Origin of the sequence: Thiohalocapsa sp. ML1 (assembly GCF_001469165.1) — a bacterium.
GTDB lineage: Bacteria > Pseudomonadota > Gammaproteobacteria > Chromatiales > Chromatiaceae > Thiohalocapsa.
The window spans coordinates 61,500-78,874 of sequence record NZ_JABX01000016.1; the positions used below are offsets into that span (position 1 = coordinate 61,500).

The 17,375-nt window shown below is 68.8% G+C and carries 12 protein-coding genes; 2 read left to right on the forward strand and 10 right to left on the reverse strand.

The genetic code is table 11. The annotated features are described in order from the left end of the window. Window positions 1-192 precede the first annotated feature (192 nt). The 3 genes from pstS to ML01_RS29600 all read right to left on the reverse strand — a co-directional run bounded on the left by pstS (window position 193) and on the right by ML01_RS29600 (window position 3,468). Window positions 193-1,233, reverse strand: coding sequence for a phosphate ABC transporter substrate-binding protein PstS (gene pstS / locus ML01_RS12055; RefSeq protein ID WP_058555652.1), 1,041 nt, complete (start codon window positions 1,231-1,233; stop codon window positions 193-195). A gap of 695 nt (window positions 1,234-1,928) precedes the next feature. Next, window positions 1,929-2,405 (reverse strand): cytochrome P460 family protein, encoded by a 477-nt coding sequence (locus ML01_RS12060; RefSeq protein WP_058555653.1) that lies wholly within the window; start codon window positions 2,403-2,405, stop codon window positions 1,929-1,931. A 469-nt stretch (window positions 2,406-2,874) separates the two neighbouring features. Then, window positions 2,875-3,468 (reverse strand): MarR family winged helix-turn-helix transcriptional regulator, encoded by a 594-nt coding sequence (locus ML01_RS29600; protein WP_058555654.1) that lies wholly within the window; start codon window positions 3,466-3,468, stop codon window positions 2,875-2,877. 373 nt (window positions 3,469-3,841) lie between these two features. Here ML01_RS29600 and ML01_RS29605 point away from each other — a divergent pair, with 373 nt between their 5' ends. Together ML01_RS29605 and ML01_RS12075 are read left to right on the forward strand one after the other, a co-directional pair. After that, window positions 3,842-4,027: a hypothetical protein gene (locus ML01_RS29605; RefSeq protein WP_058555655.1), complete on the forward strand. Its 186-nt coding sequence runs from the start codon at window positions 3,842-3,844 to the stop codon at window positions 4,025-4,027. A 17-nt stretch (window positions 4,028-4,044) separates the two neighbouring features. Next, the gene (locus ML01_RS12075; RefSeq protein ID WP_058555656.1) at window positions 4,045-7,263 is read left to right on the forward strand and encodes an HAD-IC family P-type ATPase; all 3,219 of its coding nucleotides are present in this window, start codon (window positions 4,045-4,047) and stop codon (window positions 7,261-7,263) included. Between the two features lie 104 nt (window positions 7,264-7,367). On the opposite strand, the gene ML01_RS12080 is transcribed toward ML01_RS12075, so the two are convergent. The 7 genes from ML01_RS12080 to ML01_RS12110 all read right to left on the reverse strand — a co-directional run bounded on the left by ML01_RS12080 (window position 7,368) and on the right by ML01_RS12110 (window position 17,166). After that, on the reverse strand, window positions 7,368-7,577 hold the full coding sequence (locus ML01_RS12080) for a hypothetical protein (RefSeq protein WP_156427684.1): 210 nt from the start codon (window positions 7,575-7,577) through the stop codon (window positions 7,368-7,370). A 334-nt stretch (window positions 7,578-7,911) separates the two neighbouring features. Continuing rightward, entirely contained in the window at window positions 7,912-10,575 is a 2,664-nt protein-coding gene (locus ML01_RS12085) for a nitrate reductase (RefSeq protein ID WP_058555658.1), read from the reverse strand. A 166-nt stretch (window positions 10,576-10,741) separates the two neighbouring features. Further along, the gene (gene nirD / locus ML01_RS12090) at window positions 10,742-11,071 is read right to left on the reverse strand and encodes a nitrite reductase small subunit NirD (RefSeq protein WP_082674218.1); all 330 of its coding nucleotides are present in this window, start codon (window positions 11,069-11,071) and stop codon (window positions 10,742-10,744) included. 53 nt (window positions 11,072-11,124) lie between these two features. Next, window positions 11,125-13,563, reverse strand: coding sequence for a nitrite reductase large subunit NirB (gene nirB, locus ML01_RS12095; protein WP_058555660.1), 2,439 nt, complete (start codon window positions 13,561-13,563; stop codon window positions 11,125-11,127). 73 nt (window positions 13,564-13,636) lie between these two features. After that, window positions 13,637-14,998: a CmpA/NrtA family ABC transporter substrate-binding protein gene (locus ML01_RS12100; protein WP_058555661.1), complete on the reverse strand. Its 1,362-nt coding sequence runs from the start codon at window positions 14,996-14,998 to the stop codon at window positions 13,637-13,639. A gap of 139 nt (window positions 14,999-15,137) precedes the next feature. After that, window positions 15,138-15,986 carry an ABC transporter ATP-binding protein gene (locus ML01_RS12105; RefSeq protein WP_058555662.1) on the reverse strand — a complete coding sequence of 283 codons (849 nt, stop codon included), beginning with the start codon at window positions 15,984-15,986 and terminating at the stop codon, window positions 15,138-15,140. Window positions 15,987-16,134: 148 nt separating this feature from the next. Then, a complete protein-coding gene (locus ML01_RS12110) occupies window positions 16,135-17,166 on the reverse strand; it encodes an ABC transporter permease (RefSeq protein ID WP_058555663.1) in 1,032 nt (343 codons plus the stop codon). Window positions 17,167-17,375: the final 209 nt, after the last annotated feature.

Here is a 17,375-nt window from a genome sequence, read left to right on the forward strand (position 1 = left end):
GGGGCTCGATGCCCCCGGCGCGCGATCTGCGGCGCGGGAGCCGGGCGGTTGCCCATGCCGCGCGGCCGGCCGGACGAGCGCGCATGTGCTCTCTGATCGGCCCGAACGCCGCCGACGCGGCATCGAGCCGCGCTGGCGGCGAGCCGGCTGGAAAGCCGGCGATCCCGGTCCGCCGCGCCGGCGGCGAGCCGGCTATTGAATGGCCGGTATCTGCTCCAGCACGCGCTTGACGACGACCTCGGGCAGCGGCACGAAGTTGAGCTCCGTCGCCATGGCCTGGGCTTCCTCGCCGATCGCCCAGGTCACGAAGTCGCGCAGCGCGGCGGCGATGTCGGCGTTGCCGTGCTCGCGGAAGAACAGCATCCAGGTCAGCGTGGTGATGGGATAAGCGGCGGGGTCGGACGGGTCGGTCACCCAGATGCGCAGGTCCTCGCCGGAGAAGTCGGCGCTTGCCAGCGCGGCCTGGCCGGACTTCTCATCCGGCTTGACGAAGTTGCCGGCGGCGTTCTCCAGCAGGGCCACCGGCGTGTTGGTCCGGCTGGCGAAGAAATACTCCATGTAGCCGATGGCGCCCGGGGTGCTGCTCACCTGCGCGGTGACGCCGTCGTTGCGCGGCGCGCCGACGAAATTGGCCAGCGCGGGCCAGCTCACGCTGGTGCCGGTGCCGATGCGCTCCCGGAAGGCCTCGTTGATGGCGGACAGGTGCTGGGTGAAGACGAAGGTCGTGCCGGAGCTGTCGGAGCGGCGCACGACGGTGATCTGCCGGTCCGGCAACTCGACGCCCGGATTCGCGGCCGCGATGCGCGGATCATTCCAGCGGGTGATGTCGCCGGAGAAGATCGCCGGATACACGTCCCGCGGCAGGCGCAGCGCATCGACGCCACTCAGGTTGTAGGCCAGTACGATCTCGCCCGCGGTCATCGGCAGCACGACCACGCCGCCGTTGACCTGCGCGACCTCCTCATCGGTGGTGGCGGCGTCGCTGGCCGCGAAGTCCACGGTCCGGTTGATCAGGTTGCGCACCCCGGCGCCGCTGCCGACCGACTGATAGTCGATACGCACGCCGCGTGTGGCACGGTTGTAGTGCCGGAACCAGGCGGAGTAGATCGGGAACGGAAAGCTGGCCCCGGCGCCGGTAATGCGAAGCTCCCGTGCATCAATGGGCGTGCTGACCGGGAGCAACAGGGCGAGGCCGAGGGCTAGCATAGCCGTCGAGGTGAATGACGCGCGCATGGTGTTTGACCCTTGCAGAGGAGTTGCAAACCGCGCTTGAGCAGGCGCGCTCAAGCGGCGTAAGACTAGCCTCATCCGATGACATCCTGATGACGGACGCGGGCGGCCTTGATCATCACTCCAACCAGCGCGCGGGGGCTGCTACGGAGCGCGGCGGCTGTAGGGCCGAGGGCCGAGGATGGCTCTCTCGGCCCTCGGCCCGCGGCCCGCACGGCCCTTCCCCCAGGTGTCGTCGTACACTTGACTCATCTGCAAATTCTCAAACTGATCTATGCCCGACAAGCGGGCTCGACACCGCGCCGGCGCCGACTGGGAGCGCCGGCTTTCAGCCGGCTTCGCGTGCCGGGGGCTCGATGCCCCCGGCGCGCGATCTGCGGCGCGGGAGCCGGGCGGTTGCCCATGCCGCGCGGCCGGCCGGACGAGCGCGCATGTGCTCTCTGATCGGCCCGAACGCCGCCGACGCGGCATCGAGCCGCGTCGGCGGCGAGCCGGCTGGAAAGCCGGCGATCCCGGTCCGCCGCGTCGGCGGCCCGCCCGGCAAGGCTGCGTCCGCTGATGCCGTTCATTGCCTAGGAGGGTCGCGACGATCCATCGGGGCCCACGGCGACCAGTGCAGCGGCGCCGGCCTGGGCGCCCTCGTCCGGTTGCCCGTCATGCGGTTGACCGTCATGCGGTTGACCGTAATGGTGCGTGCCTTAGTCACGCAGTTGGCTGAAGACGTAGTCCTGTTCTCGTTGCGGCTGATGGCAGGCAAAACAGGCTGACGCAGCATTGTCACCCACGACCCGCTTGTTCGGATCGCCGCCGCCAAAGCCTTCGAAACCCCAACCACCGGTTGCGGCGAACTTCGTGCTGTCTTTATGCATCACGCCCACCACCTTGCGCGCGCCTTCCGTGACGGCGTTCTCGTCATGCTCGGCTGCGAGCAGATCAAAGATGATGACGGCGCCGTCCGGGAATTGCGTGCCGCGATAGCCCGCCAACGCCTTGTCGTTGGCATAGATGTGATGAATGCCGCCGAAATCGCCATACAGTGGGTGCCCTTCCTCGATCACCATGCTCTTCACATGATGCCAGTCCCGGTAGTCTGCCGGATAAGGGACCTCGGGCTCCGCGGCGAGCGCAACGGTGGGCAAGGTGACACCGATTAGGGTCAGGATCTTCGCGTTCATCAGTTGCTCTCCGATTTCAGATCGGCGATCGCAGCGCCGATGTTGAGGTGGAACGGCGATGTGCCGTTAACAGAGGAGGCAAAGCCTCAGACCGACCGCGGCACGAAGCGCTTGCTTGTGCGCCCCGGTCGTCGCCGCAGGTGAACCAAGGGCCAAGGGCCGAGGGCCGCGGGGGGGCTCCCTTGGCCCTCGGCCCTTTTGCCCGCAAGCGCGCCGTGTCGCCGCGAAACTTGACTCATCTGCAGAGATTCTGCGCCCCCAAGCAATCTATGGCGGAGGCTGACGCGGCCGGGTGTACGACCTCGCGGTGGACGGGTGCCGGATCGATGGCGTTGGCGGGCGGCTGTTCGGCCGCAACGCAGATCTGGCAACCGGCATGGTCAGTGGCAGACGATTTCACGTAAGGACTCCTAACTATGTAGGACAAAAGAAGCCCCGATCACAAGGAATGGGGCGGTTCAAGCCGCCATTAGGCGGCCGATGCGTGCTCCGCGCAGTCGACTCGCAGGTGTCGCTCGGCCATGGGCGCGCCGACGAACGCGCAGAAATGCGGAGTGCTCGTGCCCGGGGCGACGTTCTCGCGGAAATGCCGACAGGTCACGCAGGTGCGTTGCGGCGCGATCAGGTGGCGCTGCTGCAGGTGCCGGATCATCTTGATCACCATTCGGAGCAGCGACTCCTGCTCGGCCGGCGAGAGGCCGGCGACGATCGGCGCGAAACTGCTGGGCCACGCCTGCGCTGCTCGATTTCCGTCGGGCGTCGCCTTCAGGGCAACTGCGCGAGCGTCCGCGGCATCGGCGTACTTGCACACCAGTGTCTTCCGCTCTAGGGCCGCCACCGCATCGCTGGCCGTGGCCTTGCGCACACCGACATGGGCTGCCGCAGCGGTGAGCCGGGCGCCGTCTGGGCGATTGGCGATGAACCGCAGGATGTCAGCTTGAGTCGGTGACAGACCAGCGGCCGCCGCCGCCTGCCAATCGAGCTGCCGGGCGACGGCGGCCAGTCGGGTGAGCCCGTCGGCCAACCGGCGATCCAGCGGTTCTGACATCTGATCGAAGTTCATAGATAGGAATCCTAACCAAAACGCGGGCATTGTCAACCCCGGTCCGGGGTGCGGGCTTCCGATCCGCGCGGGCGCCGCGCCGGCAGCAGCCCCTGCGCGGTGGAAGTGCACCGCTCGGGTTGGGCAAACGCCCCAACTGGAAGTTTGAAGTTTGAAGTTTGAAGTTTGAAGTTTGAAGTTTGAAGCGGGCCTCACATGAGCCTGTTCTCCTCGGCCCTCGGCCCTGCCCTCAGCCCTGCCCCACGCACGGCAGTGCAAACCGCTGGCGTCGCGCAGCGCCGCCCATCTGGCACGCCTCCTGAATCCGGTCCGGTATCCATGCCGCACTGAGGGCGCCCGCGCCTGGTGCCTCACACCGACTCGATGCGGCGTCGTGGCCGGCGAGCCGCCACCTCGGGGAGAGAACGACGATGGCGAGGCGTTCGACATCGATCCGGCCCGGGACTGCTTCGACTGCCATACCCAGGTGCAGGAGCGCGACTACGTGTTCGCGCGGCCGCGCAACGTCGGCGCGCTGTCGACGGTGCTCGGCGCCACGCAGCAGGCCGGTTCACCCTGACGCAATAGGATCGATGCATGAAAGAGACCGCTCAGACTCGCCCTAACGATCATCGCGCGGACGATTACGGCGAGGCCTCCAGCGGGGAGCCCCGGGAGGACGATGCCTGGCACGAGCTCGCGGCCGAGGACGCACTGTGCGCCCTGCACAGCGGCCGCGACGGCATCTCCGATGCCTCCGCCCGCCGGCGGCTGGAAGCATTCGGGGACAACCAGGTCGGCGAGCGTCGCGAGGTGAGCGCTTGGGCGGTGTTGCTGCACCAGTTCACGAGCCCGCTGATCTACGTTCTGCTGGCGGCGTTGGCGGCCACCCTCGCCATCGGTCTGATCACGGGCGAGCAACGCTGGGCGGACGCGATCGTCATCGGGGCCGTCCTGGTTATCAATGCGACCATCGGCTTCTTCCAGGAGTATCACGCCGAGCACGCCGTTGAGGAGCTGATGAAGATGGTGGCCCCGAAGGCCACGGTGATTCGCGATGGCCGGCCGCGCGAGATCGACGCCACGACGCTGGTACCCGGGGACGTCGTGCGTATCGGCCAGGGTGGGGTGGTGCCGGCGGATCTGCGCCTCATCGACGTGCAGGGTCTGCAGGCCAACGAGGCCGCCCTGACCGGGGAATCGGTCCCGGTGCACAAGAGCGCACGGCCGCTGCGCGAGGCGGGCGCGGACCTGGGCCTGGCCGAGCAGCAGAACATGGCCTTCATGGGCACGGCGGTCACCTCGGGCCGCGCCACCGGGCTGGTGGTCGCGACCGGTCAGGACACCGCCATTGGCCGAATAGCCGAGCAGATCGAAGCGACCGAGCAGACGCAGACCCCGCTGGAGCGGCGCATCCGCCAGCTCTCCATCTGGATCACCTGGGGCATCCTCGTCGTCGCCGCCATCGCCTTTGGTGTTGGCCTGCTGATGGGGCACGACTGGACGAGCATGCTGTTGCTCGGGATCGCGCTGGCCGTGGCGGCCGTGCCGGAGGGGCTGCCGATCGTCGTCACCGTCGCGCTGGCCATCGGCGTGCGGCGCATGGCGCAGCGGCATGCGGTCATCCGCCGCCTGCCAGCCGTGGACACGCTGGGCGCGTGCACCACCATCATCTCGGACAAGACCGGCACCCTGACCGAGAACCGCATGACCGTGCGGAGCCTCTATGCGGGCGGCAACGACTACGCCCTGCGCGGCAAGGTGCGGGCGCGGGAAGGCAAGGTCGAGCTGGACGGCAGCGCCGTCGACGTACAGGCGCAGCGCGCGCTGTTCGAGACCCTGCTGGTCGGCGTGCTCTGCAACGATGCGCAATTAGGCGAGCCAAGCGAGCGCGGCAAGCGGCAGCGGTCCGGGGACGCGGGCAACGACGGCGATCGGGACCGGGAGGCGAGCCAGGGCGACCCTATGGAGGTCGCACTTCTGTACGCCGCCTACAAGGCGGGGCTGGACCCCAGCGCGCTGCGCGCGCGCTGGCGGCGCACGGACGAGATCCCGTTCCAGACCGAGCGGCGATTCATGGCGACCATCCACGCGGCGACCATCCACGAGCCTCGCGACGGCCGGCCGCGGCGGGACGACGTGCTCGGCGCCCCGCTGGTGGCCATCAAGGGCGCGCCCGAGGCGGTGCTGGACATGTGCCATGCGCTGCGGGGCGCCGACGGCGAGGAGGCGCCGCTCGATCGCGACAAGCTGCGCGCGGCGAATGAGGCGCTGGCCGGCCGGGGTCTACGGGTGCTGGCGATGGCCATGGGCGAAGGCGACGACGCGGTGGACGCCGTCAAGCGCGACCAGCCGGCGCGCCGATTCGTCTTTGCGGGCTTCCAGGGCATGCTCGATCCGCCCCGCGCCTCCGCCGCACAAGCGGTGGACGACTGCCACCGGGCCGGCATCAGGGCGATCATGGTGACCGGCGACCACGCCCGCACGGCCGCGGCCATCGCGCGCCAGGTGCACATCGATCGGCCTGTCGAGCGCGACAGCGCGCACACTGTCGAGCAGGAGCCGGCCCGGGACCGCGACCGGGACCGCCGGCGCGGCAGTGCCGAGATTCGGGTGCGGCTCGACGTGGGCGCGTTCCCGAACGGCTGGACGCCCGCCCCCGGGGAGCTGATCAGCGTCCAGACCCGCATGCCCAAGGAGCGGGAGGTGCGCGTCGTCCTGGAGATGGCGGGCGCCGACGGCCGAGCGGGCCGGTCCGGCGCGGAGCGTTCGTCATCGGAGCAGGCGCAGGAGCAGGCGAACGGCCGCCTACCGGAGGTCCATACCGGCGCGGACATCGAGGATTGGTCCGACGAAGAGCTGGACGAGGCGCTCGGGCGTGTCAACGTGTTTGCTCGTGTGGAGCCCATCCAGAAGACCCGGCTCGTCGAGCGGCTGAAGGCCAACAACGAGATCGTCGCGGTCACCGGCGACGGCGTGAACGATGCCCCGGCGCTCAAGGCCGCACACATCGGCGCCGCCATGGGTGCCGGCACGGATGTCGCCAAGGAGGCCAGCGACATGGTCGTCACCGACAACAACTTCGCGAGCGTGTATCACGCCGTGGAAGAGGGCCGGACGGCGTTTCGCAACGTGCGCATGGCCACCTTCTTTTTGCTTTCCACCGGCGCGGCCATCGTGATCATGATCCTGACCGCGCTCGGTCTCGACTGGCCGCTGCCGCTGCTCCCGGCCCAGATCCTGTGGCTCAACGTGGTGACCAACGGCATCGCCGATGTCGCCCTCGCGTTCGAGCCCGGCGAGAAGGCCCTGTTTCGGCGCCCGCCGCGCCCGCCGAACGAAGGCGTGCTCGACCGGACCCTGATCGAGCGTCTGGTGCTGGTGGGCATCTGGCTCGCGGCCGGCTCTCTAGGGGTGTTTCTGTGGCAATGGGGGTTCGACTTCCGCACCTTCACCCCCGGCAGCGACGACAACCTGGCCCTAGCCCGCACCGCCGCGCTGACCACCATGGTGCTGTTCCAGATGGTGCACGTCTTCAATTGCCGCAGCGAAGACGTATCGGTGTTCCGCAAGAGCCTGTTCTCGAACAAGGTGCTGTTCCTGGGCGTGCTGGCCTCCCTGGGGGTGCATGTCACGGCCATCTACCTGCCCTGGATGCAGCAATTGCTTGGCCTCACCGGACTGGACCTGAACACTTGGCTCTGGGCCGCGGCCGTCGCCGCCACTGCCATCATCGTCAATGAACTGCACAAACGGCTCCGACCGAAGCGGCCCCGCGGCGCCCCGGCCGCGGGCCGCCAGGCGGCGCTCGCCTGACCGAGGTCGGCCACCAAGACCGGTGGTCATCCCCACCGGCGGCGCGCGATTCCCCCGGCCCAGGCCCGGACCAGCCGTCGGCCGTGCGCGCGACGAGCACGCCCTCACCGCCCGCAGCGCCGGCGATCAGCGAGGCGCGGGCGTAGTCGGGCACGATGAACACCGCGCGCGCGGTCCAGCAACCGCCGCATCTCGGCTTCGGCGTTCATTTGTCGGACGACCTGGGCCGCCTCGGCGAGGACCTCGCGCGCGTCCTCCAGCTCTTCCGCCCGCTCCTCGACCGCATCGTCGTCGTAGACGTCCTGCGCGAGCAACGGCGCGGGACCCAGGCAGGCCAGGCCGATGACGGTCAGCCCGATTGGGCCGGGCCGCCGACGCGGTCCGCAGGGCCGCTGCGATGGCGCCGGCGATGCCACGGCTGGTGTCTTTGCACCGGCAGTGGGGCATTCGCCGCCGGCAGCGCGGGCGGAGCATCGCCACCGACCATCGCCACCGATCGCGGCGACGCGTGCATGCGCCTTGGCCGTTGCCCGGCGCGATCGAGATGCGCTCCCGCTGGCGCGGGTGGTGCAGTTTCGACGGAGCGGAAGGGCACGGTACCGAGCGATTGCTCGGGCCGATTGCGGTGCCCGAGTTGCCTCTCGCAGCTCAGTCCCCGCGCCGGTTCGCCGCCAGCAGCCGGCCCAGCTCGGGGATACAGGAGCCGCAATTGGTGCCGGCCTGGAGCAGGGCGCCGATCGCCTCCACGCTGGTGACCCCGGCGCTCCGGATGGCTTCGATGATGCGCTGCTCGCCGACGTTGAAGCAGGCGCAGACGGTCTCGCCGGCGTCGGGCTGGCCGCGCGGCGGGCGCCCGGCGAGGAGGCTGATGCGGTCGGCGGCGTCGAGCGCGTCCGCCTGGAACAGCGTGGCCAGCCAACTGCTGCGGGGCAGGTCCGGCGTCGGCGACACGAAGAGACAGGCATCGAGCCGGCCGTCGCTGAGCCGGGCGCCGCGATAGCGCCCGTGGGCGGGGTCGGCGAAGTCGAGCCAGTCGCCGTCCGCGCCCAGGAACCAGCGCGCCCAGGCGGCCCAATCGTCGATCCGGCCGGCACCGGCGATCTCCTGCCGCCAATGGCCGTCGCCGCGGATGGCGACGCAGTAGTCCGGCTCCGGCAGGTCCAGCCGCCGCCGGCTCAGCACGAAGCCGTGCCAGGCGGCGCGCCAAGGCCGCACCCGCACCGGCGTGTGCTTGAATTCGGGCTGGCCGGATATCGGGTCCAGCGCGGGGTTCACCAGCGCGCCGACGCGGGCATCCCGGGCCAGCATGTCGCTCCAGTGCATCGGCACGAACACAGCGCCGGGGCGCTGGTCCGCGTCCACGTGCACGCGCGCCAGCATCCGGCCCCAACGGCTCTGGAGCTCGGCGATCGCACCGGCGCCGAGACCGTGCGTGGCCGCGTCCACCGGATGCACCTGCACGAAGGGCTCGGCGATGTGACCCGCGAGCCGCGGCGTGAGCCCGGTGCGGGTCATGGTGTGCCATTGGTCGCGGATGCGCCCGGTGTTGAGCGCGAGCGGATAGGCAGCATCCGGTGCGCTCGCCGGCGGGCGCGGCTCGATGGGCAGCAGTCGCGCCTTGCCGCTCGGCGTGTAGAAGCGGGCGTCGGCGAACAGGCGCGCGGGTCGCTCCGGGCCGGCGCCGGGTGCGGGGCAGGGCCACTGCGTCGGCGCGAGCCGGTCGTAGTCGGCATCGCCGAGCGCGGCCAGTGCGCCGATGTCGAAGTCCCGGCTGCCTGCGTTCTCGAAGGCGGACAGCGCCGCGTGCTCGCGGAACACATCCGCGGCGCTCTGGTACGGAAAGGCGTCGGCGAGACCTAAGCGCCGCGCGACCTCGGTGATGACCCACCAGTCCGGGCGTGCCTCGCCGGGCGCGGGCAGAAAGGCGCGCTGGCGCGAGATGCACCGCTCGGAGTTGGTCACGGTGCCGTCCTGCTCGCCCCAGCCGGCGGCGGGCAGCAGCACGTCGGCACAGCGTGCCGTGTCCGTGTCGGCGAACAGGTCAGAGCAGACGACGAGATCGCAGCCCCGCAATGCCGCGCGCACCCGGTCCGCGTCCGGCATGCTGACGGCCGGGTTCGTCGCCATGATCCAGATGGCCTTGATGCGGCCGTCCTCGACGGCTCGCAGCATGTCTACGGCCTTGAGGCCGGGCGCTGTGGCCATGCGCGCGGCACGCCAGAAGCGTCCGACCCGATCGATGTCTGCCGGCACAAAGTCCATGTGCGCCGCGAGCTGGTTTGCGAGTCCGCCGACCTCGCGACCGCCCATGGCGTTGGGCTGGCCGGTGATGGAGAACGGCCCCATGCCGGGCCGGCCGAGGCGCCCGGTGGCGAGGTGGCAATTGATGATGGCGTTGACCTTGTCGGTGCCGAAGGACCACTGGTTGACGCCCTGGCTGTAAAGGGTCACGACGCGCTCGGTCTTGGCGAACAGCCGGAACAGCTCGGCGACCTGATCCTCCGGCAGCCCGCAGCCGGCGGCGACGATGGGCACCGAGCCCGCGGACGCCCGCGCGGCGTTGAAGGCGGCGGCGAAGCCCTCCGTGTGCTGCTCCAGAAAGCCCCAGTCCACCGCGTCCTCGCGCCTCAGCCAATGGAGCAGGCCGTTGAACAGCAGCGTGTCCGTGCCGGGGGCGAGCGCCAGGTGCAGGTCCGCGATCTCGCAGGTGGCGGTGCGCCGGGGGTCGATGACAATCACCTTGCGCTTGGGATGTGCGAGCTTCGCCTGCTTGATGCGCTGGTAGAGCACCGGGTGGCACCAGGCGGTGTTGGAGCCGACCAGCAGGATCAGCTCCGCCTGCTCCAGGTCCGCGTAGTCACAAGGGACGGTGTCGGTGCCGAAGGCGCGCTTGTAGCCGGCGACGCTGGAGGCCATGCACAGGCGCGAGTTGGTGTCGATGTTGGCGCTGCCGATGAAGCCCTTCATCAGCTTGTTGGCGACGTAGTAGTCCTCGGTGAGGAGTTGGCCCGAGACGTAGAAGGCGACGGCGTCGGGGCCGTGCTCCGCGATGACGCGCGCGAAGCCGCCGGCGACGTGGTCGAGCGCCGTGTCCCAGCTCACGCGCTCGCCGGCGATGTGCGGATGGAGCAGGCGGCCGTCGGTGGCGAGCGTCTCGCCGAGCGCCGCACCCTTCGAGCAGAGCCGGCCGAGGTTGGCGGGGTGCTCCGGGTCGCCGGCCACCGCGGCGGCCTCGCCGTCGGCGCCCGGCGTCACCAGCAGACCACAGCCGACGCCGCAGTAGGGGCAGGTTGTTTTGGTTGGCTTAGGCATATTCAGAGTTTGTGGCGAAGGGCCAAGGGCCAAGAGCCAAGGACCAACGAGCCAGGACCAAGGGCGAAGGAGCCCGCCTCGGCCCTTGGCCCTCGGCCCTTTGTACGCTCTGGTCCGTCTGAGGCGCGGCCTCGCTGCGTTCCTTGCCGCAACCCAGCCCACCGGGTCAGTCGGCCCCCGGCGTCAGCGACACCAGCACGTGGCCGTCCTCGACGCGCACCGGGAAGCTCGGGGCACAGCCCTCGTCCGGCGCCTTGGCCTGGCCGGTGGCGAGGTCCAGGCACCAGTTGTGCAGCGGGCAGGCGACGGTGCGACCGTAGACGATACCCTCAGACAACGGCCCGCCCTTGTGCGGGCAGCGGTTCAACAGCGCAAAGACCTGATCGTCGGTGGTGCGGAATATGGCGATATCGCCGCCGTCGCGCCTCAGCACCCGGGCGCCCAGGCGCGGGATGGAATCGATGGGGCCAAGCGCGACCCAGGTTGGTTCGGGCATGACGGCGCTCATGTCGTGTGACTCATTGTGGTTGGTCCGTTGCTGGCGCGGCGCTAGGCATTCACTTGCCTCAGCGATGTGAACTCGTGCGCCTCGGCGCCGGTGGCGCGCTCCTTCCAGGGGTCCACCTGCGCGAGCTTCTGCGACTCCAGGAAGCGCTTGTAGAGCGCCTTGCGGCCGACCTCGTCCTCGACCACGCGTTTTTTCACGTAGGCGATGCCGACCCGCTCCACCCAGGGCGCGGTGCGCTCCAGATAGCGCGCCTCCTCGCGGTAGACCTGCATGAAGGCGCCGCAGTACTCCTTGACCTGCTCCGGCGTCTCGACACGGCAGAGCACGTCGGTCGCGCGCACCTTGACGCCGCCGTTGCCGCCGACGTGCAGCTCCCAGCCGGACTCGATGGCGACAACGCCGAAGTCCTTGATGGTGGCCTCGGCGCAGTTGCGCGGGCAGCCGGACACGGCCATCTTGAACTTGTGCGGGGTCCAGGAGCCCCAGGTCAGCTCTTCGAGCTCAATGCCCATCTTGGTCGAGTTCTGCACGCCGAAGCGGCACCACTCGGAGCCGACGCAGGTCTTCACGGTGCGCAGCGCCTTGCCGTAGGCGTGGCCGGAGACGAAGCCGGCGTCGGTGAGATCCTTCCAGATGTGCGGCAACTGCTCCTTGGTCAGGCCCAACAGGTCGATGCGCTGTCCGCCGGTGATCTTCACGGTGCGCACCTGGTACTTGTCGGCGGCGTCGGCGATGGCGCGCAGTTGCTGCGGCGAGGTCTCGCCGCCGAAGATGCGCGGGATCACCGAGTAGGTGCCGTCCTTCTGGATGTTGGCGTGCGCGCGCTCGTTGATGAAGCGGCTCTGGCCGTCGTCCCGGGTCTCGTTGGGCCAGGCGGAGAGCAGGTAATAGTTGAGCGCGGGACGGCAGACGTGGCAGCCGTCGGGCTCGCGCCAGTCGAGCGCCTGGAGCACGGCACCGATGCTGGTGAGATGCTGCTCGCGGATGGCCGCGCGCACCTGATCGTGCGTGTAGTCGGTGCACTTGCAGAGCGGCTTGGCCTCCGGGGCGGAATAGTCGCTGCCGAGCGTGCTGGCGAGGAGCTGCTCCACCAGCCCGGTGCAGGAGCCGCAGGAGGCCGCCGCCTTGGTGTGCAGCTTCACGTCGTCCAGCGTAAAGAGCCCCTTGGATGTGATGGCGCGCACGATCTCGCCCTTGCAGACGCCGTTGCAGTCGCAGACCTGCATGTCGTCGCTCATGGCCGCGGCCTGGGTCTGGCCGCCGTGGCCGGCGTCGCCTAAGTGCGCCTGGCCGAACAGCAGGTTCTCGCGCAGGCCCGAGATGTCCGTGCCCTGGCGCATGAGCTGGAAGAACCAGGCCCCATCGATGGTGTCGCCGTAGAGCACGGCGCCGTCGAGCTTGTTGTCGCGGATCACGAGCTTCTTGTAGACGCCGGCGCCCGGGTCCTGAAACAGGATCTCCTCGCAGCCCTCGCCGCCCTGGTAGTTGCCGGCAGAGAACAGGTCGATGCCGGTGACCTTGAGCTTGGTGCTGGTGACCGAGCCCTGGTAGCGACCGTAGCCGAGCCGGGCCAAGTGATTGGCGCAGACCTTGGCCTGCTCGAACAATGGGGCCACGAGCCCGTAACACTGCCCGCGGTGCTGCACGCACTCGCCGATGGCGTAGATGCGCGGATCATAGGTGAGCATGGTGTCGTCGACGACGATGCCGCGCTCGCAGTAGAGCCCGGCGGCCTGTGCGAGCGCGATGTTCGGGCGGATGCCGACGGCCATGACGACCAGGTCCGCCGGGACTGCGGAGCCGTCCTTGAAGCGCACGCGCTCGACGCGGTCGGTGCCTTCGATGGCGGCGGTCTGCGCCTGCATCAGGAACCGGAGCCCGCGGCTTTCCAGGGATGCCTGCAGCAGCGCCGCGGCGGGCTTGTCGAGCTGGCGCTCCATTAACGTGTCCAGCAGGTGCACGACGGTCACGTCCATGCCCTGCTGCTGCAGCCCGTAGGCGGCCTCCAGCCCGAGCAGACCGCCGCCGATGACTACCGCCTGCTGGTGCGCGCGGGCGGCGGCGATCATGGCGTCCACGTCGGCGATGTCGCGATAGCCCATCACGCCCGGTAGGTCCACCCCCGGCACCGGCACCATGAAGGGATAGGAGCCGGTGGCGAGCAACAGCCGGTCGTAGGGCAGCTCGCGCCCGCTCCGGCTCTTGACGATGCGGCGCTTGCGGTCGATGTCCGTCACCGGGTCGCCCGTGTGCAGCGTGATGCCGTGCTCGTCGTACCACGCGCGGGTGTTGAGCATGATCTCGTCGATGGTCTTCTCGCCCGAGAGCACGGGCGAGAGCAGGATGCGGTTGTAGTTCGGATGCGGCTCGGCGCCGAACACGGTGATGTCGTAGAGCGCCGGCTCCAGCCTCAGCAGCTCCTCGATGGTGCGCATGCCGGCCATGCCGTTGCCGATTAGCACCAGCTTCTCTTTCTGCATTGTCCTAACGGCCTCGTGTCGGGTCGGTGTGTTGCGTTGGTCGAGCGTCGCGTCGGCGTCGCGGTTGCGCTGCTCAGGTGGCGGTGGTGCATGCGGGGCTGCCTGTCGGCCCGCGGTTGGCCGCCGCCAGCGCGTCCAGCGCCACGCTGCGCTGGTGCACGTCGAAGCCGGCGAGGTAACCCACCGGGTCCGTCGGGTCGAACAGCCGGCCGTCGAAGAAGCGATCCGGTCCCATGGCGATGGGGCTGGTGGCCTCGCTCAGCATCCAGCCGCGGGCGTGGCGGCCCTCGGGCTTGTCGTCGATGCTCGGCACCGCGAGCCCGAGCCCTTCCGCGGCGTCGCGGTAGATGTCCGGCCGGTAGCAGGCCGCGGCCGTCGCGGCGAGGTCGATGGGCCGGTCAATCTGGCCCCAACGAAGCATCTGGGTCAGGAACCACAACGCATGGGAGCGCCACGGGAAGCTCGCCGCGAAGCGGAAGAAGACGTTGAAGTCCGGCATCGCCACCGGCGGCTCGTCGGGCGCGTATCGGAAGGTGCCGGTCATGGACTGGCGCACGATCTCCACCGGCGCGTTCACGTAGCGGGCCTGTGCGATGAGCTCGGCGACGGCGGGGCGGTTCTCGTGCGCGTCGGTCCAGCGGGCGGCTTCCAATAGCGCCGTCAGTAGCGCGCGATGGGTTCTCGGGTACTGCTCGGCCCATTCCAGGTTGACGCCGAAGACCTTCTCGGGGCTGTTGTTCCAGAGCTCGTGACTGGTGATGAGCACGCGCCCGAGGCCTTCGGCGACGGCGACGGAGCTCCAGGGCTCGCCGACGCAGAAGCCGTCGATGTTGCCGGCGCGCAGTTGCGTGACCATCTGCGGCGGCGGCACCACCACCAGGCTCAGGTCGCGATCCGGGTCGATGCCGGCGGCGCCGAGCCAGTAGCGAAGCTCATAGGCATGCGTGGACAGCGGATAGACCACCGCGAAGGTGAGCGGCTTGCCGCGCTGCTCGCGGCGCTCGGCGATGACCCGGCCGAGCGCCTGCGCCGAGAAGGGGCGGTGGGTCAGCGCACCGGCGTCGAGCTCGTGCATGCGCTCGTAGAGCGGCTGCGAGACGGTGATGGCGTTGCCGTTCAGGTCCAGCGACAAGGCCGTCACCGTCGGCTTGCCGTTGGGGCCCAGGCCCAAGCTCGCCGCCAGCGGCATGGGGGCGAGCATGTGCGCGCCGTCCAGGATGCCGATGCTGACCTTGTCCCGGACGTTGGCCCAGGAGGTCTCCTTGGACAATTCCACATCCAGCCCGGCCTGCGCGAAGTAGCCGCGCTCCTTCGCCACCACCAGCGGCGCGCAGTCCGTGAGCGGGATGAAGCCGAGCGTGAGCTTGGTCTTCTCCAGGCCGTCGCTGCCGCTGGCGTGGGCGCTGCGGCGGAGCCAATTGGGGATGAGGTTCATGAAACGTTTGAAGTTTGAAGTTTGAAGTTTGAAATTTGAAGAGTGAAGAGTGAAGAGTGAAGAGTGAAGAGTGAAGAGTGAAGAGTGAAGAGTGAAGAGTGAAGTTTGAAGCTTGGAATCTGGGGCTTGAAGCGGCGGGCTAGCCGTTGGCGGCGAGCGGGAGGGCGCGGGGCTCCTGCTGCGGCGGATTGCTGCTGACGAGGCGGGGCTTGTCGTGGCGCTCGTGCAGAAACTTCACGACCTCGGCCCGGTAGTGGTGATAGGTCGGCTCCTCGGCCAGCGCGAGGCGGTCGCGGGGGCGCAGCAGGTCCACGTCCAGCACCTGGCCGATGGTGGCGGACGGGCCGTTGGTCATCATCACGATGCGGTCGGACAGCAGCACGGCCTCGTCCACGTCGTGCGTGATCAGGACGACGGTGTTGTTCAGCCGCGCCTGGATCTCCATCAGCGAGTCCTGCATGTGCGTGCGGGTCAGCGAGTCGAGCGCGCCGAAGGGCTCGTCCATCAACAGCACCTTGGGCTCCATGGCCAACGCCCGGGCGATGCCGACGCGCTGCTTCATGCCGCCCGAGATCTCGTGCGGGCGGCGCTCCAGCGCGTGCTCCATGTGCACCAGGGCCAGGTTGTGCCGGGTCCACTCGTCGCGCTCCTTGCGCGTCTTGGTCCGGCCGAACACCTGATCCACGGCGAGGCGCACGTTGTCGTAGACGGTGAGCCAGGGCAGCAGCGAGTGCTGCTGGAAGACCACCGCCCGGTCCGGACCTGGCTCGGTCACCTCGCGCTCCTCCAGCAGCACGCCGCCCTCGCTCGCCCGCAGCAGCCCCGCGACGATGTTCAGCACCGTGGACTTGCCGCAGCCGGAATGACCGATGAGCGACACGACCTCGCCCTGGGCGATGTCGAGCTTGATGTCTTTCAGGATCTCAAGCTTGCCCTTGGGGGTGTCGAAGGTGATTCCGACGTGGTCGATCTTGAGAAAGCTTTGCATATCGAGTCACGAGCAGCGAATAACGAATAATGAATAACGAATAATGAGATGGCACATAATCGGCACGGCGCGCTCAAGTTCCGCTTGCCCATCCGATGACCCTGACTCCTAGCCCCTAGCTCCTAGCCCCTAGCTCTTAGCCCCTTCTTCACCGCAAGATAGCGTCTTTGTCCCACGAGAACCGGCGCTGGAGCATCAGCATACCGCGGTCGAGCAGGAAGCCGATGAAGCCGATGACGAGCACGGCGACCATGATTCGCGCCAGCGAATTGGAGCTGCCGTTCTGGAACTCGTCCCAGACGAACTTGCCGAGTCCTGGGTTCTGCGCCAGCATCTCGGCGGCAATGAGCACCATCCAGCCGATGCCTAAGCTTAAGCGCATCCCGGTGAAGATCATCGGCATCGCCGACGGCAGGATGATCTTGACCGTCTGCTTAAACCAGCCCAGGCGCAGCACCCGGCTCACGTTCATCAGGTCCTTGTCCACCGTTGCGACGCCGACCGTGGTATTGATGATGGTGGGCCACAGGCAGCACAGCGTCACGGTGATGGCCGAGGTGAGGAAGGACTTGGACACGAGCGGGTCGTCGGTCACGTACAGGGCGCTGACGATGAGGGTCACGAGCGGCAGCCAAGCCAGTGGCGACACCGGCTTGAAGATCTGAATGAGCGGGTTCATGGCGGCATAGAACGCGGCATTCATACCGCAGACAATGCCGATCGGAATGGCAATGATGGAGGCGAGCAAAAAGCCTGTCGCCACGGTGATCAGGCTGGTCCAGATCTGATCCACAAAGGTCGGGTTGCCCGTGTAGCGACGGGCACGGATCTTGGCCAGATCTTCCGCGCTGCGGCCGGCGGCGACGGCCTTCTCGTAGCGCTCGTCGAGGCGCTCGGAGAAGGCGGCCTCGCGCCCGCGCTCGGCCCGATGCTCCGCCCACAGGCGCTGACCCTGCTCCCAGACCTGCGCCGGTCCGGGGAGCTGGCCGAGGCTCGTCTGCACCTGTGCGGCGCCGGCGGACCAGAGCAGCAGGAAGATGCCGATGCCGAGCAATGGCAGCAGCAGCGCATGGGCCAGGCCGCCGGCGATGCGATCGATACCGCTGCCGGACAGCCAATCGAGCGCCCGGGCGAGCCAGGGCAGCGCGAAGGTCTTTGTGGTGAGGTTGGTGGCGGCCATGGTCGGGTATCGATTGCGTAATGATTGGCTGCGGGTGGGTACGCTGTGCCGTGCCCTCCCTGCGGCGACTGCGGGCTGAAGTGCTCAGTCTCCAAGGGCCGACTGAAGTCGGCGTACCCAGGGGGAGGCCGACTGAAGTCGGCGTACCCCTGGGGAGGCCGACTGAAGTCGGCGTACCCAGGGGGAGGCCGACTGAAGTCGGCGTACCC

Bases quoted from the DNA above. Each gene is read 5' to 3' on its own strand.
- ML01_RS29600 (WP_058555654.1), bottom strand. From the start codon at position 3,468: ATGAACTTCGATCAGATGTCAGAACCGCTGGATCGCCGGTTGGCCGAC.
- nirB (WP_058555660.1), bottom strand. From the start codon at position 13,563: ATGCAGAAAGAGAAGCTGGTGCTAATCGGCAACGGCATGGCCGGCATG.
- nirD (WP_082674218.1), bottom strand. From the start codon at position 11,071: ATGCCCGAACCAACCTGGGTCGCGCTTGGCCCCATCGATTCCATCCCG.
- ML01_RS12060 (WP_058555653.1), bottom strand. From the start codon at position 2,405: ATGAACGCGAAGATCCTGACCCTAATCGGTGTCACCTTGCCCACCGTT.
- ML01_RS12105 (WP_058555662.1), bottom strand. From the start codon at position 15,986: ATGCAAAGCTTTCTCAAGATCGACCACGTCGGAATCACCTTCGACACC.
- ML01_RS12075 (WP_058555656.1), top strand. From the start codon at position 4,045: ATGAAAGAGACCGCTCAGACTCGCCCTAACGATCATCGCGCGGACGAT.
- ML01_RS12085 (WP_058555658.1), bottom strand. From the start codon at position 10,575: ATGCCTAAGCCAACCAAAACAACCTGCCCCTACTGCGGCGTCGGCTGT.
- ML01_RS12110 (WP_058555663.1), bottom strand. From the start codon at position 17,166: ATGGCCGCCACCAACCTCACCACAAAGACCTTCGCGCTGCCCTGGCTC.
- pstS (WP_058555652.1), bottom strand. From the start codon at position 1,233: ATGCGCGCGTCATTCACCTCGACGGCTATGCTAGCCCTCGGCCTCGCC.
- ML01_RS12100 (WP_058555661.1), bottom strand. From the start codon at position 14,998: ATGAACCTCATCCCCAATTGGCTCCGCCGCAGCGCCCACGCCAGCGGC.